Here is an 18,332-nt window from a genome sequence, read left to right on the forward strand (position 1 = left end):
ATCTCCCTCCGCTCACCATGATCACTTTGAGCGACCGAGGGGACACATGACTGCCGAGGTTCCACACGCGGGAGGGCTCCTGGACCCGGACGGCGCCATGGATCGGCTGGCAGAGTGGAAGGGGCGCCTGGACCAGTTGGCGAGCGCCACCGACGCGATGAGTGACCGGATCCAGGAGCTACGGGTGACGGTCGCCGACGGCAACGGGCTGGTGGAGGTCACCGTCGACTCGGCGGGGGCGCTCGTCGATCTACAGCTCGGCCAGCGGGCCCAACGGGTCGCGCCCGATGTCGTCGCCCGGACGATCATGAACACGATCGGTGTGGCCAAGCGGCAACTGGCCGACCGCGCTCAGGAGATCATCGGCGACACCCTGGGGACCGATTCGCCCGCCGCACGGGCAATCGCCGAACGCGTCGGCCAGCAGCTGCGCGACGCCAACCCCGCGGTGGACGATCCAGGCGAGCAGCACGGCCGGTGGTGACCCGCTGAGCGGCGGGTTCGAGGTCGACGCCGAGCAGCGTGGGCCGCGTCGTTAGAGCCGCCCCGACGACTCAGGGCCGGCCCCAACGGGGCCGGCCCTGTCGTTCGTGCAGCTCAGGCGAGCGGAGGATACGAGATTCGAACTCGTGAGGGTGTAAACCCAACACGCTTTCCAAGCGTGCGCCCTAGGCCTCTAGGCGAATCCTCCGCGAGCCAGGATACAGGCCCCCGCCGGCCGGGCCACCCCACCACCCCCTGAAGATCGACCGGCGGTCGGGTAGGCTTGGCGGCACCTCCCGTGCGGCGGTATCTCGTGAACCTCCCCAGGGCCGGAAGGCAGCAAGGATAAGCGAGCTCTGCCGGGTGCACGGGAGGCCTTTTTGTCTGTGGGCCGGTTGATCCACTCGACATTCATGATGTCGCGGTGTCCCGGCCACGCGGACACCGCGGTTTCCAGGAAGCCGAGTCGATCAAGCCCGGCAACCAGGAAGTCGAGCCCGGCGGCCAGGAAGTCGAGCCCGCAGGCCCAGACGCCCCGGGGTGGTGGGTGGTCACCCGCGCCTGACCGGCGCAGAATGGCTCGGTCGAGAGGAGGCGGGACGAGTGACGCTGGCGCTCTACCGCAAGTACCGGCCGCGTACCTTCGCTGAGGTCATCGGTCAGGAGCACGTGACCGAGCCGCTGTCGCAGGCGCTGCGCAGCGGGCGGCTCAACCACGCCTACCTCTTCTCCGGCCCGCGCGGCTGCGGCAAGACCTCCAGCGCGCGGATCCTGGCCCGCTCGCTCAACTGTGAGCAGGGCCCCACCCCCGAACCGTGCGGCAAGTGTGGGTCCTGTCGCTCGCTGGCCACCGACGGTGCCGGCTCCATCGACGTGATCGAGATCGACGCGGCCAGCCACGGCGGTGTCGACGACGCCCGCGAGCTGCGCGAGCGCGCGTTCTTCGCGCCGGCCAGCAGCCGCTTCAAGATCTACGTCATCGACGAGGCGCACATGGTCTCGACCCAGGGCTTCAACGCCCTGCTCAAGCTGGTCGAGGAGCCTCCGGAGTACGTCAAGTTCATCTTCGCCACCACCGAACCGGAGAAGGTCCTCGGCACCATCCGGTCGCGCACCCACCACTACCCGTTCCGGCTGATCCCGCCGAAGGTCCTCCGCCCGTACCTGGAGCAACTCACCCAGGCCGAGGGCGTCGCCGTCGAGCCGGCGGTCTTCCCGCTGGTGGTCCGCGCCGGTGGCGGCAGCGCCCGGGACAGCCTCTCGGTGCTCGACCAGCTCATGGCCGGCGCCGGCCCGGAGGGCGTCAGCTACGCGCGGGCCGCCGCGCTGCTCGGGGTCACCGACGCCGCGCTGATCGACGAGATGTGCGACGCGCTGGCCGCCGGTGACGGCGCCGCCGCCTACGCCACCGTCGACCGGGTCGCCGAGGCCGGGCACGACCCGCGCCGGTTCGCCTCGGATCTGCTCGAACGGCTCCGCGACCTCATCGTCATCCAGCAGGTGCCGGACGCCGCCGCGAAGGGCCTCATCGACGGCCCCGCCGACCAGATCGAGCGGATGGCCGCCCAGGCTTCGCAACTCGGCCCGGCCACGCTCTCCCGCTGCGCCGACATCGTGCACGACGGCCTGGTGGAGATGCGCGGCACCACCGCACCCCGCCTGCTGCTGGAGCTGATCTGCGCCCGGATGCTGCTGCCCGGCGTGGACGACTCCACCAACGCCCTCCTCCAACGCCTCGAACGGATGGAACGCCGGCTCACCCTGGTCGGCACCGACGCGCCGTCGGCCGCCGCCGGCTTCGCGCCAACCAACCACCAAGGGGTACGCCCACAGCCGGGCACCCCGGTCCCGGCTGCCGCAAGCCCCGCACCCGTCAACGCCCCGACCTCCGCCCCGCCGTGGGCGGTCGACCCGGCAACGTCCCCCGCCCAGAGCGCCGCGGGCTCGGGTGCTCCCGCGGTCTCCGGAGCGCCTGCCTCGCCCGGTCAGGTCCCGGGCGCACCGGCTCCGACCTCTGGTGCCCCGGCCTCGGGTGTACCGACCTCTGGCGCTCCGGCCTCGCACGCTTCGGCCTCGGGTGTGCCGGCCTCGCACGTCTCGGCTGCCGACTCGCCGATCCCGGCCTCACCCGGCGCGTCGGCCGTCGCCGGGTCCGCACCCGTCTCGCCCGCCGGCCCGGCCCCCCGTCGCGTGGTACCGCCATCGGCGGTGCTCCCCGACCCGGCCACGCCGCAGCCGCCCCGACCTGGTGCGCCGCCCGCCGCACTGGACGCCGTCGCGGTCCGCCGCGTCTGGCCCGACGTGGTCGGCAAGGTCAACCGGACCAACAAGCGGATCGCCGCCCTGATGCGCGACGCCGTGGTCCGCGAACTCGACGGCGACATGCTGGTGCTGACGGTGAAGTCCACGGTGCTGGCCAAGATGATGGCCGATCACGCGGCGGTGCTCACCGACGCGCTCTACGAGGAGTTGGGCGGGCGCTGGCAGATCCGCTGCGAGGTCGCCGGTGAGCGTGGTGGCGTGTCGCTGTCCGGTTCGCAGCGTTCGCAATCCGCCGCACCGGCCCGACCCGCCACCCCCGCGTCGACTCCGACTGCCGCCCCGCACGAGAACGCCGCCGCCGGCCCGACGAGCGCACCGCCCGCCGCACCGAATCCGAGCGGCGCGGCTGGTCTGCCGGGTGGGCCGCCCGCCGCGGCGGGTGCGAGTGGCGCGGCTGGTCTGCCGGGTGGGTCGGCCGCCGCGGCGAACCCGAGCGGCGCTGCCGGTCCGGGTGCCCATGGTGGCGTGCCTGGAGGCCCGGGTGCGCGTGCCGATGAGAGCGGCGAAGGCTTCGGCGGTCCCGGTTCGGGTCGGCAGGGCGTAACGCAGCCTGCCGCGTCGGCAGGCGGTCCCGGCTCGGGTCGGCAGGGCGTAACGCAGCCTGCCGGGTCGGCAGATGGTTACGGTTCGGGCCGACAGGGCGCGGCGCAGCCCGTCGCGTCGGCGGACGACGAGGACGACTGGCCGGAGGCGGCCCTCCCCGGAGGTGGCGCTCCCGCCGCCGAGGCGACAGATGACGAGGACTGGCCGGAGGCTGCCCGTCCGGGCGGCGCGTCGGCCGGGAATGACCCAGGCTCTGCCGCCACATCGGGCGGCCCCGGCTCGGCACCCACCCCGACCCACCCGAACGGCGGCGGCGGCGGCGCGAACGGTGGCGTCCCGAACGGCGGCGCTCCGAACGGCGGCTTCCCGAACGGGGGCGGGCCGAACGGCGGTAGCACCAACGGCGGTAGCACCAGCGGTGGCGGACCGGGCGGTGGCGGAGCGGGCGGTTCAGGTCGCCCCGGTTCGGCGAGCGGCGGCAACCCGGGTGGGCGGGGTAACCCGACACCGGCGGCCCGGCAGCCGGCGACAGCCGGTGGTGCACCGGTGAGCAGCGCCATCGCCGCGGCTCGCGCGGCGGCGGCGGGGCGCGGTGCGCGTACCGGATCGGTGGCGCGGCCCGTCGCGGACGCCGAGTGGGCGGGCGAACCGCCCTACGACCCGGACTTCGACGGCCCGGTGCGCGGTGGTCGGCCGGGTGGCGCGGCGCCGGCGGCCCCGGTCTACGAGGGGTTCGACCCGGGCGACGAGCCGTTGGACGAGGTCATCGACGAGAAGACCGCTCGGGAGTCCAGCGAGGAGCAGGCGGTACGGCTGCTCCGGGAAACCTTCGGCGCCGAAAAGATCAACGAAGTAGACGCCCGCTAAGCCCGGCCCCCGCTCTCGTCGATCATGGAGTTGTGGTGGGTGACAAACCAGCCATTGCTGGCCTATTCAGGCACCACAACTCCTTGATCGACGGCGGGGGCGGCGGGGGCGTCGACGGGGGTGGGGGCGGCGGGGGCGGACGGGGGCTGGGCGGGGGTTTCGGCTTGTAGGACGCCTAGGGCGCAGGCCCAGAGGGGGAAGGGGAGTACGGCGACGCGTTCCATGCCGCCTACGCCGATTCCGACGGCCTGCTGGCTGAAGAACAGCACAGTTCCGATCAGCGCGACGACCCCGGCGGTGACGGTGAGACCTCGCCACCGGCCGAGCGTGGTGGTGCGTGGTGCGAAGCCGGCGACGAGGAGGCCCACGTTGCCCAGTCCCATGATCAGGAATGCGCCGAGGATGTGCAGGTTCTCGTCGACGTCGGCCGGATAGCGGGCCGCCAGGGCGTACCCGACGGTGGCCAGCAGCAGGAGCGCCTGCGCGGAGCGCACGACGACGCCGCGACCGAGGAGCCTCCAGGTCAGCAGCAGCCCGGCGGCGAGCAGGACGGCGGTGACCAGCGTCGCGGCGTTCATCAGCGGGTGCCACGGTGAGCAGACGTAGCGGGGTCTGGTGGTGTCCCAGATGCCGCAGTGGGCGTTGCCGAGGTCGCTGATGTTGTGGATGGCCCAGCTGTAGGTCGGCTCGCGCCAGCGCAGGCCGGTGATCAGGTTGGCGACGAGGAAGATCGGTGCGGCCGCGGCCCAGCACAGCGCGCCGACCCGGCCGGTGCGGTTGAGGTTCATGCCGTCGAGCACACCAGTGCGGCGGGTCTCGGCGCACTACGCGCAGCCGGCCGGTTCGGGGTAGTGACAGCCGTACCCGGAGGGCTCGGCGTGGGGCGCGCACCGGGCGGGGTGTGGTCGGTCCCAGCGGATAGGCTGGGCGGCGGCCGAGCAGACGAGTGCGAGAAGGAGCCATCCGTGCGCCCAGGTGGACAGCCGAACATGCAGCAGATGCTGAAGCAGGCGCAGAAGATGCAGCAGCAGATCGCCGCCGCCCAGGCCGAGTTGGCCGAGGCCGAGCTGACCGGCACCGCCGGCGGTGGGCTGGTCACCGCGACCGTCTCCGGCTCCGGTGAGCTCAAGGCCATCAAGATCGACCCGAAGGCCGTCGACCCGGACGACGTGGAGACGCTGGAGGACCTGGTCGTCGCGGCCGTGCACAACGCCGCCGAGGCCGCACGAGAGCTGACCGAGCGCAAGATGGGCCCGGTCGCCGGTGGCATGGGCGGCCTCGGCCTGCCCGGTTTCTGAGCCGGCAGATGTACGAAGGTGCCATCCAGGACCTGATCGACGAGTTGGGCCGGCTGCCGGGCGTGGGCCCGAAGAGCGCTCAGCGGATCGCGTTCCACGTCCTGTCGGCGGATCCGGCCGACGTCAACCGGCTGGCCGGCGCGCTGCGCAAGGTCAAGGAGCTGGTGCGGTTCTGCACGACCTGCTACAACGTGGCCGAGTCCGAGCAGTGCCGGATCTGCCGCGACACACGGCGCACCGACGAGGTGCTGTGCGTGGTGGAGGAGCCCAAGGACGTGGTCGCCATCGAGCGGACCGGTGAGTTCCGCGGTCGCTACCACGTGCTGGGCGGCGCGATCAATCCGCTGGAGGGGATCGGGCCGGACAATCTGCGCATCCGGGAGTTGCTGATCCGGCTCGGTGGCGGCGGGGTCCGGGAGTTGATCCTGGCCACCGACCCGAACACCGAGGGTGAGGCGACGGCCACCTACCTGGCGCTGATGGTGAAGCCGATGGGGATCTCGGTGACCCGGCTGGCCAGCGGGCTGCCGGTCGGCGGCGACCTGGAGTACGCCGACGAGATCACCCTCGGCCGGGCCTTCGAGGGGCGCCGGGCCGTCTGAGTCGTACCCGTGGGGGTGGTGCCGTCACCGACGGTGCCGCCCCCGTTTCGGTGTCCGGCCCGGCACGGATCGATGTGTCGCCACATGTGTTCGCCGTGCCGTCGACTGTCAGACCCCGGCCCAAGGTGTCGGCTTGGTAGCGATTGCCTAACGCCCGTTCCGCTTCGCGTGTGACATGTCATAGCCTCCCGCACACGGACCGAGCCACAGCTCGGCGTGGTCATGCGCATGACAGAGGTGAGAGATGCAGGCGAGAAGGCTTAAAACGGCCGTGGCCATCGCGGCCGTTGCCGCTCTGGCGGTCGGCGCGGCCGGCTGCGCGAAGAGCGAGCGCGACGGCGACAGTGGCGAGGCCAAGACTGGCGGCACCTTCATCTTCGCGGGTGCCGGTGACCCGAAGAACTTCGATCCGATCTTCAACGATGACGGTGAGTCGTTCCGGCCGGTCCGGCAGATGTTCGACACCCTGGTGAGCCACAAGCCGGGCACCGCGGAGCTGCAGGGCGGTCTGGCGGAGAGCTGGGAGCACGACCCGGAGGGCAAGGTCTGGACGTTCAAGCTCCGTCAGGGCGTGAAGTTCCACGACGGTACGCCGTTCAACGCCGCCGCGGTCTGCTTCAACTTCGACCGCTGGTACAACATGAAGGGCGCTGCCGCCCAGTCCCAGATGATCTACTACATGGACGTCTTCGGGGGCTTCGCCAAGAACGAGAGCGAGTCCGCCGGCAAGCCGGTCTACAACAAGTGTGAGGCGCAGGGCGACGGCACCGCGGTCGTCACGCTGAACCAGTACAAGGGCGCCTTCCCGGGGGCCTTCGCGCTGACCTCGCTGTCGATCGCGAGCCCGGAGGCGTTGAAGAAGTACGACGCCAACACGGTGAAGCAGAACGGCGACTCGTTCGAGTACAGCGCCTTCGCCACCACCAACCCGGTCGGCACCGGCCCGTTCACCTTCGGTGGCTGGGACAAGGCCAAGAACGAGATCACCCTGAACCGCAACCCGGACTACTTTGGCGACAAGGCCAAGGTGGACAAGATGATCATCAAGATCATCAAGGACGAGAGCACCCGCAAGCAGGAGCTCCGTGCCGGCACCGTGCAGGGCATCGACTTCCCGGCCCCGGCCGACCGCAAGGCGCTCGAGGGTGAGGGCTTCCAGGTCGTCAACCGCCCGGCGTTCAACATCCTCTACCTCGGCCTCAACCAGAAGAACCCGAAGCTGAAGGACCTGCGGGTGCGTCAGGCGATCGCCTACGCCCTCAACCGCCAGCAGCTGGTGCAGACCAAGGGCCCGGGTGGCGCGAAGGTCGCCGACGAGTTCCTGCCGGACACCGTCCTCGGCTACGCGCCGGACGTGCAGAAGTACGACTACAACCCGGAGAAGGCCAAGCAGCTCCTCAAGGACGCTGGCGCCGAGGGTCTGACGCTCAACTTCTACTACCCGCCGGACGTCACCCGGCCGTACATGCCGAACCCGCAGGAGATCTTCACCGTCCTCGCCAACGACCTGCAGGCCGTCGGCATCAAGGTCAACGGTGTGCCTCGCCCGTGGAACGGTGGCTTCAAGGACGACGTGCAGCAGTTCGGCAAGCACGACCTGCACATCCTCGGCTGGACGGGTGACTACAACGACCCGGGCAACTTCGTCGGCACGTTCTTCGGCCGGGGCAAGGCCGAGTTCGGCGACCAGTCGATGACCGAGATGTTCGACGCCATCACCAAGGCTGACGGCACCGTCGACGACGCGGGCAAGAAGGCGGCCTGGGAGCAGGTCAACCGGGACATCGCCGCCAAGTGGCTGCCGGCCGTCCCGCTCTGGCACGCCCCGCCGGCCATCGTCGTCACCAAGGACGTCAAGGGCCTGGTGGCCAGCCCGTTGACCGACGAGCGATTCAACACGGTCAGCATCAGCAAGTGACGTCCCTCGGCTGAGGCCGTAGGCGTGATCGGCCCGGGTCCGGGGTTCCTCCCGGCCCGGGCCGATCCGCGATCTTTGAGAGTCTGGTGTGTGAGAGATGTTGCGAGTCATAGTCCGCCGCCTGTTGCAGCTGGTGGTGACCCTCATAGCGCTGTCGGCGCTGATCTTCGTCTGGCTGCGGAATCTGCCCGGAGGGCCGGTCGAGGCACTGCTCGGCGAGCGGGCCACGCCCGAGAGCCGCGTGCTGCTGACCAAGGCGCTCGGCTACGACCAGCCGATCCTGGTGCAGTACGGCAAGTTCATGCAGCGGGTCGTCACCGGCGACTTCGGCAACTCGATCCGGACCGGTGACCCGGTCACCGAGGTCATCAGCCGCGCCTTCCCGGCCACCATCGAGCTGGGCCTCGCCGCGATGATCATCGCCATCGGCCTCGGTGTGCCGCTCGGCTACCTGGCCGCCCGCTGGCGCGGACGCTGGCCGGACAACCTCACCATCGCCGGCACCCTGCTCGGCATCTCCATCCCGATCTTCTTCCTGGGCTATCTGCTCAAGGATGTCTTCACCCAGAACATCCACTGGTTCCCGCCGTCCGGGCGGCTCACCACGGGTCTGGACAACACCAACGTCACAGGCTTCTTCGTGCTCGACGGCCTGCTCACCCGGGAGTTCGACGCGAGCGCGGACGCCCTGTGGCACCTGATCCTGCCGGCGATCACGCTCGCCACCATCCCGTTGGCGGTGATCGTGCGGATCACCCGGGCCAGCGTGCTCGACGTCCTGAACGAGGACTACGTACGGACCGCCGAGGCGAAGGGCCTGCGTCACCGCACCATCCGTGGGCGGCACATCCTGCGCAACGCGCTGCTGCCCGTGGTCACGACCATCGGTTTGCAGACCGGTGCGCTGCTCTCCGGCGCGGTGCTCACCGAGAAGGTCTACAACTGGGGCGGCATCGGCACGTTGATCACCGACTCCATCAGCGGCGGCCGGGACTACCCGGTGCTCCAGGCGATCATCCTGCTCGCCGCGCTGGTCTTCGTGGTGGTCAACCTGCTGGTCGACCTCTCCTACGCCTTCATCGACCCGAGGGTGCGTGTGCGATGAGTGACCCGACCACCCAGGCCGGCACGCCGGCTCCCCGTAGCGGGAACCCCGGGGACGACAAGCCCCGTCCCGGCATGAGCGAGCGCAGCATCGGCCTGCTCGGTGACCGCAAGAAGGCCCGGCTCGACGAGTTGGCCCAGGCGAGTGCCTCCGACCGGGGCGGGATCAGCCTCGCCCGCGACGCCCTGCGCCGGCTGCGGCGCAACCCGGTCGCCGTCGTGGGTGCCGTGATCGTGGGGCTGTTCGTCCTGGTGGCGCTCTTTGCCCCGCTCATCGCACCGCACGACCCGGTGCAGCGCTTCGACGAGCTGACCAAGGGCCTCACCGTGGACACCATCCCCGGGGCCAGCAGCGGGTTCCCGTTCGGCTCCGATCCACTCGGCCGGGACTTCCTGTCCCGCATGATCTACGGCGCCCGGCAGACGCTCTTCGTTGGCGTCCTGGCGACCCTCATCGGTCTCGCCCTCGGGGTGCTGATCGGCGCGATCGCCGGTGCCTTCGGCGGCTGGGTCGACGTGGTCCTGATGCGGCTCACCGACGTGATGCTGGCCCTGCCCAGCCTGCTGCTCGCGATCACCCTGGTCGCGATGGCCAGCCGGTCGAGCCAGTGGACCGTCATCTTCGCGGTGGCCATCGTGAGCGTGCCGATCTTCGCCCGGCTGCTGCGCGGCTCCATGCTCGCCCAGCGGGAGAGCGACCACGTGCTCGCCGCCCGCGCGCTCGGCGTCAAGGAGCGCAACATCGTGCTGCGGCACATGCTGCCCAACTCGCTGACCGCCGTGATCGTGCAGGCCACCCTGACCTTCGCGGTGGCCATCCTGGACGCCGCCGCGCTCTCCTTCCTGGGCCTCGGCGACCCGGACATCAACCGGGCCGAGTGGGGCCTGATGCTCGGTGTGGACGGCCAGCGCTACTTCGAGGTCCGTCCGGAGCTGGCGTACTATCCCGCGCTCGCGATCATCGTGGTGGCGCTCGGTTTCACCCTGTTGGGTGAGGCGATGCGCGAGGCGATCGACCCGAAGAACCGGCGGTGACCACGGTGCGCGCAATCAGCACGGCCGGCGTGAGCCGGCGAGAGGAAGTGACCCGATGAGCCTGCTCGACGTCCGTGACCTGAGCGTCGTGTTCCAACGGCGCGGCGAGCGGCCCTTCACCGCCGTGGACAAGGTCAGCTTCACGGTGGAGCCGGGGCAGACGGTCGGCCTGGTCGGCGAGTCCGGCTGCGGCAAGAGCGTGACCAGCCTGGCCATCATGGGCCTGCTGCCCAAGCGCGGTAACCGGGTCACCGGGGAGGTGCTCTTCGACGGCACCGACCTGCTGAAGCTGCGACCCGACGACATGCGGGACCGACGCGGCCGGGAGATCAGCATGATCTTCCAGGACCCGCTCTCCTCGCTGAACCCCGTCATCCCGATCGGGGTCCAGGTGGCCGAGGTGTTGGAACGGCACCAGGGCCGGGACCGCAAGCAGGCGCTGCGCGAGTCGCGGGACCTGCTCGACGCGGTCGGCATCCCCGACCCGCAGCGGCGGCTCAGTGAGTACCCGCACCAGATCTCCGGCGGCATGCGCCAGCGTGCGCTGATCGCCATCGCCCTGGCCTGCAAGCCTCGGCTGCTGATCGCCGACGAGCCGACCACCGCGCTCGACGTGACCATCCAGGCGCAGATCCTCACCCTGCTCAAGCAGTTGGTCGACGAGACCGGCACCGCCCTGGTCATGATCACGCACGATCTGGGCGTGGTGGCCGGGCTCTGCGACACCGTCAACGTCCTCTACGGCGGCAAGGTGGTCGAGCGCAACCGGCGGCACGAGCTGTTCGGGCACGCCCGGCACCCGTACACGCACGGGCTGCTCAACTCGGTGCCCCGGCTGGACTCACCGCGCGGTGAGCGACTGCACGCGATCCGCGGGTCGGTCGCCGACAACATCCCGTGGGCCGAGGGGTGCGCGTTCGCGCCGCGCTGCGACAACGTCGTGGACGCGTGCCTGGAAGGGCCGCCGCCGCTCGAACCCACCGCCACCGGCGGCGACCTCCGCTGCAACAACCCCGTCTCCGAGGAGGTGGCGGTCCGATGACCGAACAGACCGAACCCCTGATCGAGCTGCGCGACGTCAAGGTCCACTTCCCGATCAAGAGCGGCCTGCTCTTCGACCGCACCATCGGGTACGTCTACGCGGTGGACGGGGTGTCGCTGAGCATCCGCAAGGGCGAGACGTACGGCCTGGTCGGCGAGTCGGGCTGCGGCAAGTCGACGTTGGGTCGCGGCCTGCTGCGGCTCGTCGAGCCGACCGAGGGCGAGATCGTCTTCGACGGCACCGACGTCCGCGCGCTCAAGGGCGAGGCGATGCGCAAGGCCCGCCGCCGGATGCAGATGATCTTCCAGGATCCGCTCTCCAGCCTCGACCCCCGACAGTCGGTGGAGTCGCTGTTGGTGGAGGGGCTCAAGGCGCACGGGCTGGCCGGCGACAAGGTCGAGACCAACCGGAAGCTGCGCGAGACGCTGGAGGCGGTCGGCCTGCCCGCGTCGGCCCTCAGCAAGTACCCGCACGAGTTCTCCGGTGGCCAGCGCCAGCGGATCGGCATCGCCCGCGCACTGGTGCTCAACCCGGACCTGATCGTCGCCGACGAGCCGGTCTCCGCGCTTGACGTGTCGATCCAGGCCCAGGTGCTCAACCTGCTGGAGGACCTGCAGAACGAGCGTGGCCTGACCTACCTGATCATCGCGCACGACCTGGCGGTGGTGCGGCACATCGCCGACACGGTGGGCGTCATGTACCTCGGCGGGCTGGTCGAGGAGGCGTCCAGCGACGACCTCTACCGCGAGCCGATGCACCCGTACACCCGGGCGCTGATGTCCGCGGTGCCGGTGCCCGACCCGCTGGTGGAGGACCGCCGGGAGCGGATCCTGCTCGCCGGTGACCTGCCGTCGCCGACCAACCCGCCGTCGGGCTGCCGGTTCCACACCCGGTGCCCGTGGGCGCAGCCGACCCGGTGCGCCGACGAGCGGCCGGAACTGCGCGACGTGGTCGGTGGGCACCGGGTGGCCTGCCACTTCGCCGAGGACATCGCCGCCGGCCGGATCCGGCCGCACGAGGTCGAGGTGGAACTGGTCCGCCCGACCGAGGGCACCGGCCCGGTCGACCCGCCGGGTGAGCTGATCCCCACCCCGTGACGCCGCCAGGGGCCGTCCGGAAACGGACGGCCCCTGGGACGGGTCGGTGATTCGGGTGGCTCAGCCCTCGGGGCGGTGCAGCAGGCCCACCGCGACGCCGTGCACCGCGTCCAGCCCCGCCGGATCGGCAAGCGCGACAGACGTGCCGGTCACCGCATACCACTCGTCCGCGTCCTTGTACTGCACCCGCAGGGTGACCTTGCCGTCCGCGTACTCGGTGCGCAGCGTCAGGTCGCCGGTGACGACGCCGACCTCATCGGTCATCACGCCGCCGGGGCCGGGCACGATGTCGCTGGTGCGGCTCTGCGGGCCGGCCGCGCCGCCGGAATCCGCGACCATGCCGGCACCCGGCACGGCGGCGGGGGCCTCGGCGGTGCCGTCCGCGGTCATGCCGGCGGCCGCCGGGCCGCCCGCCTCGGCGGCGGTCACGAATCGCCTCCCACTGAGCAGCCCTCCAACATGTCGGTCAGGGCGGCCTTCTCGGCGCTGGTCACCGTGAGCCGCCAGTAGTGCTTGACCGTCACCCAGCTCTCGGCGTACTTACACCAGTACTCCCGGTTCGCCGGCTTCCACTGGGACGGGTCCTGGTCACCCTTTGCCCGATTGGAGGACGCGGAAACCGCGATGAGCTGCGGACGTGTCGTGTCGTTGGCGAAGTCGCCGCGCTTCTGGTCGTCCCACTCGTCGGCACCCGAGCGCCACGCGTTGGCCAACGGCACCATGTGGTCGATGTCCACATCGGCGGGATCGGCGGCGCTGCGGCCGTCGTACACGCTCTCCCAGCGCCCACCGACCACGTTGCAGCCGGAGAGCTTCACGTCCTTGCCGTCGCGCTGCAGGATGCTGTCCCGCACGTCGCAGTTCTTGCCCGTGTCCCGCCAGTGCGGGAAGTGGTCCCGGCTGTAGCCCTTCATCGAGCCTGCGGTGGCGACGGTGAGCTGGCCGAGCTGTTGCGCGGCGTTGCCGCCGTCGCTCGGCGGCGGGACGTCCGGCTCGTCCGGTGGGACACAACCGGCCACGCCGAGCGCCAGCGCCGCGGCGAGCGCGGTCGCCGCCACTCGCGGTCCTGATCTGGTACGCACAGACGACACCTCTCCAGCTTGCGGTCTCCCGGCGATTGCGCACAGTACCCGGGGATGGTTTCGGCGTTTCGTGGCGTCTCCCACATGATGCAAGGCAGATTGGTTGCATGAGCGCACCCGCACCGGCGTCCGCCCTCCGGATGGGCACCCCCGCCGGCCGGGGGACGCTGCTCGCCGCCGTTCTCGCCTCCGGCATGGTCTTCCTCGACAGTACGGTCGTCAACGTGGCGCTGCCGAAGCTCGGGCAGGACCTGGGCGCGAACGTGGCAGATCTGCAGTGGACCGTCAATGGCTACCTGCTGATGCTCGCGGCGTTCGTGTTGCTCGGCGGCGCCCTCGGAGACCGCTTCGGTCGGCGACGCGTCTTCCTCATCGGGGTGGTCTGGTTCACCGCCGCCTCGGTGCTGTGCGGGCTGGCGCAGGGCACCGGTTGGCTGATCGCGGCCCGGTTCCTCCAGGGTGCCGGGGGCGCGCTGCTCACACCCGGCTCACTGTCGGTGCTCCAGGCCAGTTTCCACCCGGACGACCGGGGCCGGGCGATCGGGGCCTGGGCCGGGCTGTCCGGGGTCTCCACCGCGTTGGGCCCGTTCATCGGGGGTTGGCTGATCGACGCGCTGTCCTGGCGCTGGATCTTCTTCCTTAACCTGCCCATCGCCGTGCTGGTGGTGCTGGCCACGATGCGGTGGGTGCCGGAGAGCCGGGACGAGAGCGCCTCCCGGACAGCGGGGCCGGGTCGGACCCGTCGGCGGTTCGACATCGGGGGAGCCCTGCTCGGCGCGCTCGCGCTCGCCGGTGTCACGTACGCCCTGGTCGACGCCCCGGCGCGGGGCTTCGACTCGGCCCCGGTGCTGGTCGCGGCGCTGGTCGGGGTGCTGTCCGCGGTGGCCTTCGTGCTGCTGGAACGGCGGCGCGGCGACGCCGCGATGCTGCCCACCGGGCTGTTCGGCAGCCGGCTCTTCTCGGTGCTGAACATCTTCACCGTGGTCGTCTACGCGGCGCTCGGCGGTTTCACCTTCTTCTTCGCCGTCTACCTACAGAACGTGGTCGAGTGGTCGGCCTTCCAGACCGGCATCGCGTTGCTGCCGATGACCCTGCTGCTGTTGGCCGGGTCGGCCCGGGCGGGCGCGCTGTCCGCGCGGATCGGCCCCCGGCTGCCGCTGACCGTCGGGCCGGTGGTCGCCGCGGTCGGCCTGTTGCTGCTGCGCCGGGTGGGACCGGGCGCGTCGTACTGGACCGACGTGCTGCCCGGGGTGCTGCTCTTCGGCATCGGGCTGACCCTGGTGGTGGCACCGCTGACCGCGTCGGTGCTGGCCGCCGTGCAGGACCGGTTCTCCGGGGTGGCAAGCGGCTTCAACAACGCCGCGTCCCGGGCCGGCGGCCTGCTCGCGGTGGCGGCGCTGCCGCTGCTCGTCGGCCTGTCCGGCAGCGGCTACGCGCAGAAGGCCGAGCTGACCGACGCGTTCCGGGGTGCCATGGTCTGGTGCGCGGGGTTGTTGCTGGCCGGGGCGGTGCTGGCCCTCGTGCTCGTGCACCGGCCGCCCCGCGCGGCCCCACCGTCGCAGCCCTGCCACTCGCTGCCCGCCGCCACGCCCCCGAGGTCGAGGTAGGAAACCACCTCGGGGACGCGGCGCGGGGTGGTCAGCCGCGGGCGCGGTTGACGGCGCTGGTGACCGCCTTGATCGAGGCGGTGACGATGTTGGCGTCGGTGCCGACACCCCAGACCGTCCGACCGTCGACCTCGCACTCCACGTACGCGGCGGCCTGCGCGTCCCCACCGGAGGACAGCGCGTGCTCGTGGTAGTCGAGCACCCGCACGCCCACCCCGACCGACTGCAGCGCGTTCACGTACGCGTCGATCGGGCCGTTGCCGACCGCGGCGAGCGAGTGCTGCTCGGCGCCCACGACGACCTGGGCGTCGATCTCGACCTTGCCGTCGGTGGTGCCGATCGTGTAGCCGCTCAACCGGACCGCCGGGTCGGGCTGGTGGTCGAGCAGGTAGTGCGTCGCGAAGATCTCCCACATGGCGCCCGGGTCGACCTCGCCGCCGTCGTGGTCGGTGACGTGCTGCACCACCCCGGAGAACTCGATCTGGAGCCGGCGCGGCAGGTCCAGTTGGTGCTCGCTCTTCATGATGTACGCGATGCCGCCCTTGCCGGACTGCGAGTTGACCCGGATGACCGCCTCGTAGGTGCGGCCCAGGTCCTTCGGGTCGATCGGCAGGTACGGCACGGCCCAGGTGTGCTCGTCCATCGGCACACCGGCGGCCTCGGCATCGGCGGCGAGGGCGTCGAAGCCCTTCTTGATGGCGTCCTGGTGGGAGCCGGAGAAGGCGGTGTAGACCAGGTCGCCCGCGTACGGGTGGCGCTCGTGCACCGGCAGTTGGTTGCAGTATTCGACAGCTCGCCGGATCTCGTCGATCTTCGAGAAGTCGATCATCGGGTCGATGCCCTGGGAGAACAGGTTGAGCCCCAGCGTCACCAGGTCCACGTTGCCGGTGCGCTCGCCGTTGCCGAACAGGCAGCCCTCGATGCGGTCCGCGCCGGCGAGCAGGCCCAGCTCGGCGGCGGCCACCCCGGTGCCCCGGTCGTTGTGCGGGTGCAGGCTCAGCACCACGCTGTCCCGGCGCGGCAGGTGCCGGTGCATCCACTCGATCGAGTCGGCGTACACGTTCGGCGTGGCCATCTCGACGGTGGCCGGCAGGTTGATGATCAGCGGCCGGTCGGGGGTCGGGTCGATCACGTCGATCACCCGGGAGCAGACCTCCAGCGCGTACTCCAGCTCGGTGCCCGTGTACGACTCCGGCGAGTACTCGTAGAAGATCTCGGTGTCCGGGGTGTGGATCTCGGCGTACTTCTGGCAGAGCCGCGCGCCGGTCGTGGCGATGTCGGCGATGCCGTCGCGGTCCAGCCCGAAGACCACCCGCCGCTGGAGGGTGGACGTCGAGTTGTAGAAGTGCACGATGGCCCGCTTCGCACCGCGCAGCGACTCGAACGTCCGCTCGATCAGGTGCTCCCGGCACTGCGTGAGCACCTGGATGGTCACGTCGTCCGGGATCATGTCCTGCTCGATGAGCTGCCGGACGAAGTCGAAGTCGGTCTGGCTGGCCGACGGGAAGCCGACCTCGATCTCCTTGTAGCCCATCTGGACGAGCAGCTGGAACATCCGGCGCTTGCGCTCGGGCGACATCGGGTCGATCAGGGCCTGGTTGCCGTCGCGCAGATCCACCGCGCACCAGCGGGGGGCGGCGTCGACGGTGCGGGTGGGCCAGGTGCGGTCCGGCAGCTCGACCCGGAACTGCTCCCGGTACGGCTGGTAGCGGTGGTACGGCATCCGGCTCGGGCGTTGCCGGGCGATCGGATCGGTCTCGGCGTCGGTGGCAGGTTGAGCCATCTCAGAGTGCTCCCTGGAACATGTGGCGTCAGCAGATCGGAAGGTGTCGGCGCGCTGCCGGGCGACGATGCGCGGCGGTGCCGAGAGGAAAATCGGATGTGCTGGACGGCGCGATGCGACTCCGCGACGAGGTGCCGGCCGGTCAGGCCTCGTCGCGGCGGCTAAGGAGGAGAAGCGCCCGCCACATGACCAAGTCACCCTACGTGATGGAACGGAGGGTGGAAAGGCTGGTCCGGACTATGGGACTCGGATCCTGGTCGGCTCCGGGGCCTCGGCACCCAGCCGCGGCGTCCGCTCGGCCCAGGCCACCACGGGTACGACAGCCACTCCGATCAGCACGAAGATCGCTGCTGTCGGTAACCAGCCCCACCCGCCGGTGCTCACCCCGAGCGCGGTCAGCGCGGCCGGGGCGACCAGGTACTGCAACTGCTTGCCGAGCCGGAACGCCCCCACGTACGCGCCGCGCTGGGCGGCCGGCGGCAGGGTGGCGGTGAGCCCCCAGGAGCCCGCCGACTCGATCAACTCGGCCAGGATCAGCAACGTCGCGGCGGCCACCAGCACCACCACGGTGAGCGGGCCCCGGGTGACCCCGGAGATCGGCAGGACCAGACAGAACAGGGCGATCAGCAGGGCGCCCCGGCGGGAGGCCCGCGCCGCGCCCGGCGCGGTGTCGGCGCTCCGGCTGACGCGCACCTGGAGCAGCACGATCAGGACCGTGTTGAGCAGCACCAGCCCGGCGATGACCGTCTTCGGGGCGTCGGTGTGGCTGAGGATCCACAGCGGCAGCACCGTCAGGTAGAGCGTCTGGTGCGCGGTGAGCAGCCCGGACAGCAGGGTCACCGCCAGGAACGGGCGGTCGCGCAGCACGGCGAGTCGACTCATCGGCTCCGTCGGCCGGGTCACCTGCGGCAGCCGGGGCAGTCGCCGCACGAAGAGCGCCGTGACCAGGAAGACCGCCGAGATGAACCAGACCATTCCCCGGTACGCCTCGATGGTGTCCACCGCCAGCACCAGGCCACTGATCACCGCGCCCAGCCCGAATCCGACGTTCAGTGACGAACGCTGGTAGGCCATCGCCGTCACCCGTTCGGCCGGGGGCAGCGCGTTGATCGAGTAGACCTGGCGGGCCACGCCGGTCGCGGCGTCCACGGCGGCCAGCGCCACCACCACGGCGAGGAAGCTGGCGAAGCCGCCCACCAGCGGGTAGCTCGCGAACAGCGCCGCGTCCAGCACCATCCCGACCATCCAGACCCGCTGCGGTCCGTACCGGTCGGTGAGACCGCCCAGCGGCACGGTCCCCAGCAGCGACACCCCCGCCGCGATGGACAGCCCCAGCCCGACCTGTGCGGCGCTGAGCCCGAGCGCCCGGGTGAAGAAGACGGCGCTGCCGGCGTGGAACAGGCCACTACCGACGGCGCTGATCATCGCCTGTACGGCCAGGGCGCGGGTCAGCCCGGCCGGCGGTACGACGTTTCGGACGGCGGTGCGGATGGTGTCTCTGGTCCCCATGGCCGCTGAGTGAACCGGGCCCCCACGAGGTCGGTCGATT

The 18,332-nt window shown here is 71.0% G+C and carries 15 protein-coding genes, 1 tRNA gene and 1 other RNA gene; 11 read left to right on the forward strand and 6 right to left on the reverse strand.

The features are described 5' to 3' along the window. Positions 1 to 46: 46 nt before the first annotated feature. Positions 47 to 484, forward strand: coding sequence for a YbaB/EbfC family nucleoid-associated protein (locus tag AB0B57_RS26700; protein WP_357075357.1), 438 nt, complete (start codon positions 47 to 49; stop codon positions 482 to 484). Between the two features lie 122 nt (positions 485 to 606). Here the strand turns inward: AB0B57_RS26700 and AB0B57_RS26705 are convergent. Further along, positions 607 to 691: transfer RNA gene (locus AB0B57_RS26705), tRNA-Ser, on the reverse strand. An 82-nt stretch (positions 692 to 773) separates the two neighbouring features. On the opposite strand from AB0B57_RS26705, the gene ffs reads away from it, so the two are divergent. Next, positions 774 to 863, forward strand: an RNA gene (gene ffs, locus AB0B57_RS26710) — signal recognition particle sRNA small type. A 223-nt stretch (positions 864 to 1,086) separates the two neighbouring features. Next, complete coding sequence (locus AB0B57_RS26715; RefSeq protein ID WP_357075360.1) at positions 1,087 to 4,215, forward strand: DNA polymerase III subunit gamma and tau; 3,129 nt, start codon at positions 1,087 to 1,089, stop codon at positions 4,213 to 4,215. Positions 4,216 to 4,277: 62 nt separating this feature from the next. On the opposite strand, the gene AB0B57_RS26720 is transcribed toward AB0B57_RS26715, so the two are convergent. Beyond that, positions 4,278 to 5,003: a DUF998 domain-containing protein gene (locus tag AB0B57_RS26720; protein WP_357075363.1), complete on the reverse strand. Its 726-nt coding sequence runs from the start codon at positions 5,001 to 5,003 to the stop codon at positions 4,278 to 4,280. Positions 5,004 to 5,204: 201 nt separating this feature from the next. Between AB0B57_RS26720 and AB0B57_RS26725 the strand changes: the two genes are divergently transcribed. The 7 genes from AB0B57_RS26725 to AB0B57_RS26755 all read left to right on the forward strand — a co-directional run bounded on the left by AB0B57_RS26725 (position 5,205) and on the right by AB0B57_RS26755 (position 12,311). Continuing rightward, the gene (locus tag AB0B57_RS26725; protein ID WP_007466279.1) at positions 5,205 to 5,513 is read left to right on the forward strand and encodes a YbaB/EbfC family nucleoid-associated protein; all 309 of its coding nucleotides are present in this window, start codon (positions 5,205 to 5,207) and stop codon (positions 5,511 to 5,513) included. Positions 5,514 to 5,521: 8 nt separating this feature from the next. Next, complete coding sequence (gene recR, locus AB0B57_RS26730; RefSeq protein WP_357075366.1) at positions 5,522 to 6,115, forward strand: recombination mediator RecR; 594 nt, start codon at positions 5,522 to 5,524, stop codon at positions 6,113 to 6,115. A 244-nt stretch (positions 6,116 to 6,359) separates the two neighbouring features. After that, positions 6,360 to 8,033, forward strand: a complete 1,674-nt coding sequence (locus tag AB0B57_RS26735) for an ABC transporter substrate-binding protein (protein WP_357075369.1) — start codon at positions 6,360 to 6,362, stop codon at positions 8,031 to 8,033. A 97-nt stretch (positions 8,034 to 8,130) separates the two neighbouring features. Beyond that, positions 8,131 to 9,138: an ABC transporter permease gene (locus AB0B57_RS26740; protein WP_357075372.1), complete on the forward strand. Its 1,008-nt coding sequence runs from the start codon at positions 8,131 to 8,133 to the stop codon at positions 9,136 to 9,138. Between the two features lie 74 nt (positions 9,139 to 9,212). After that, positions 9,213 to 10,172: an ABC transporter permease gene (locus AB0B57_RS26745; RefSeq protein ID WP_357075583.1), complete on the forward strand. Its 960-nt coding sequence runs from the start codon at positions 9,213 to 9,215 to the stop codon at positions 10,170 to 10,172. Positions 10,173 to 10,227: 55 nt separating this feature from the next. Next, positions 10,228 to 11,214 (forward strand): ABC transporter ATP-binding protein, encoded by a 987-nt coding sequence (locus tag AB0B57_RS26750; protein WP_357075375.1) that lies wholly within the window; start codon positions 10,228 to 10,230, stop codon positions 11,212 to 11,214. Beyond that, on the forward strand, positions 11,211 to 12,311 hold the full coding sequence (locus AB0B57_RS26755) for an oligopeptide/dipeptide ABC transporter ATP-binding protein (RefSeq protein WP_357075379.1): 1,101 nt from the start codon (positions 11,211 to 11,213) through the stop codon (positions 12,309 to 12,311). The genes AB0B57_RS26750 and AB0B57_RS26755 overlap by 4 nt, the downstream gene beginning before the upstream one ends. A gap of 60 nt (positions 12,312 to 12,371) precedes the next feature. Here AB0B57_RS26755 and AB0B57_RS26760 read toward each other — a convergent pair whose 3' ends face one another. Beyond that, entirely contained in the window at positions 12,372 to 12,761 is a 390-nt protein-coding gene (locus tag AB0B57_RS26760; RefSeq protein WP_357075586.1) for a hypothetical protein, read from the reverse strand. Then, complete coding sequence (locus AB0B57_RS26765) at positions 12,737 to 13,393, reverse strand: HNH endonuclease family protein (protein ID WP_357075382.1); 657 nt, start codon at positions 13,391 to 13,393, stop codon at positions 12,737 to 12,739. Before AB0B57_RS26765 ends, AB0B57_RS26760 begins: the two co-directional genes overlap by 25 nt. A gap of 107 nt (positions 13,394 to 13,500) precedes the next feature. On the opposite strand from AB0B57_RS26765, the gene AB0B57_RS26770 reads away from it, so the two are divergent. After that, on the forward strand, positions 13,501 to 15,000 hold the full coding sequence (locus tag AB0B57_RS26770; RefSeq protein WP_357075385.1) for an MFS transporter: 1,500 nt from the start codon (positions 13,501 to 13,503) through the stop codon (positions 14,998 to 15,000). Between the two features lie 31 nt (positions 15,001 to 15,031). Here AB0B57_RS26770 and leuA read toward each other — a convergent pair whose 3' ends face one another. Next, a complete protein-coding gene (gene leuA / locus AB0B57_RS26775; RefSeq protein ID WP_357075388.1) occupies positions 15,032 to 16,783 on the reverse strand; it encodes a 2-isopropylmalate synthase in 1,752 nt (583 codons plus the stop codon). A gap of 237 nt (positions 16,784 to 17,020) precedes the next feature. Continuing rightward, positions 17,021 to 18,292 (reverse strand): MFS transporter, encoded by a 1,272-nt coding sequence (locus tag AB0B57_RS26780; RefSeq protein ID WP_357075391.1) that lies wholly within the window; start codon positions 18,290 to 18,292, stop codon positions 17,021 to 17,023. Positions 18,293 to 18,332: the final 40 nt, after the last annotated feature.

The sequence above is a fragment of the Micromonospora sp. NPDC049101 genome, from assembly GCF_040648675.1.
GTDB lineage: Bacteria > Actinomycetota > Actinomycetes > Mycobacteriales > Micromonosporaceae > Micromonospora.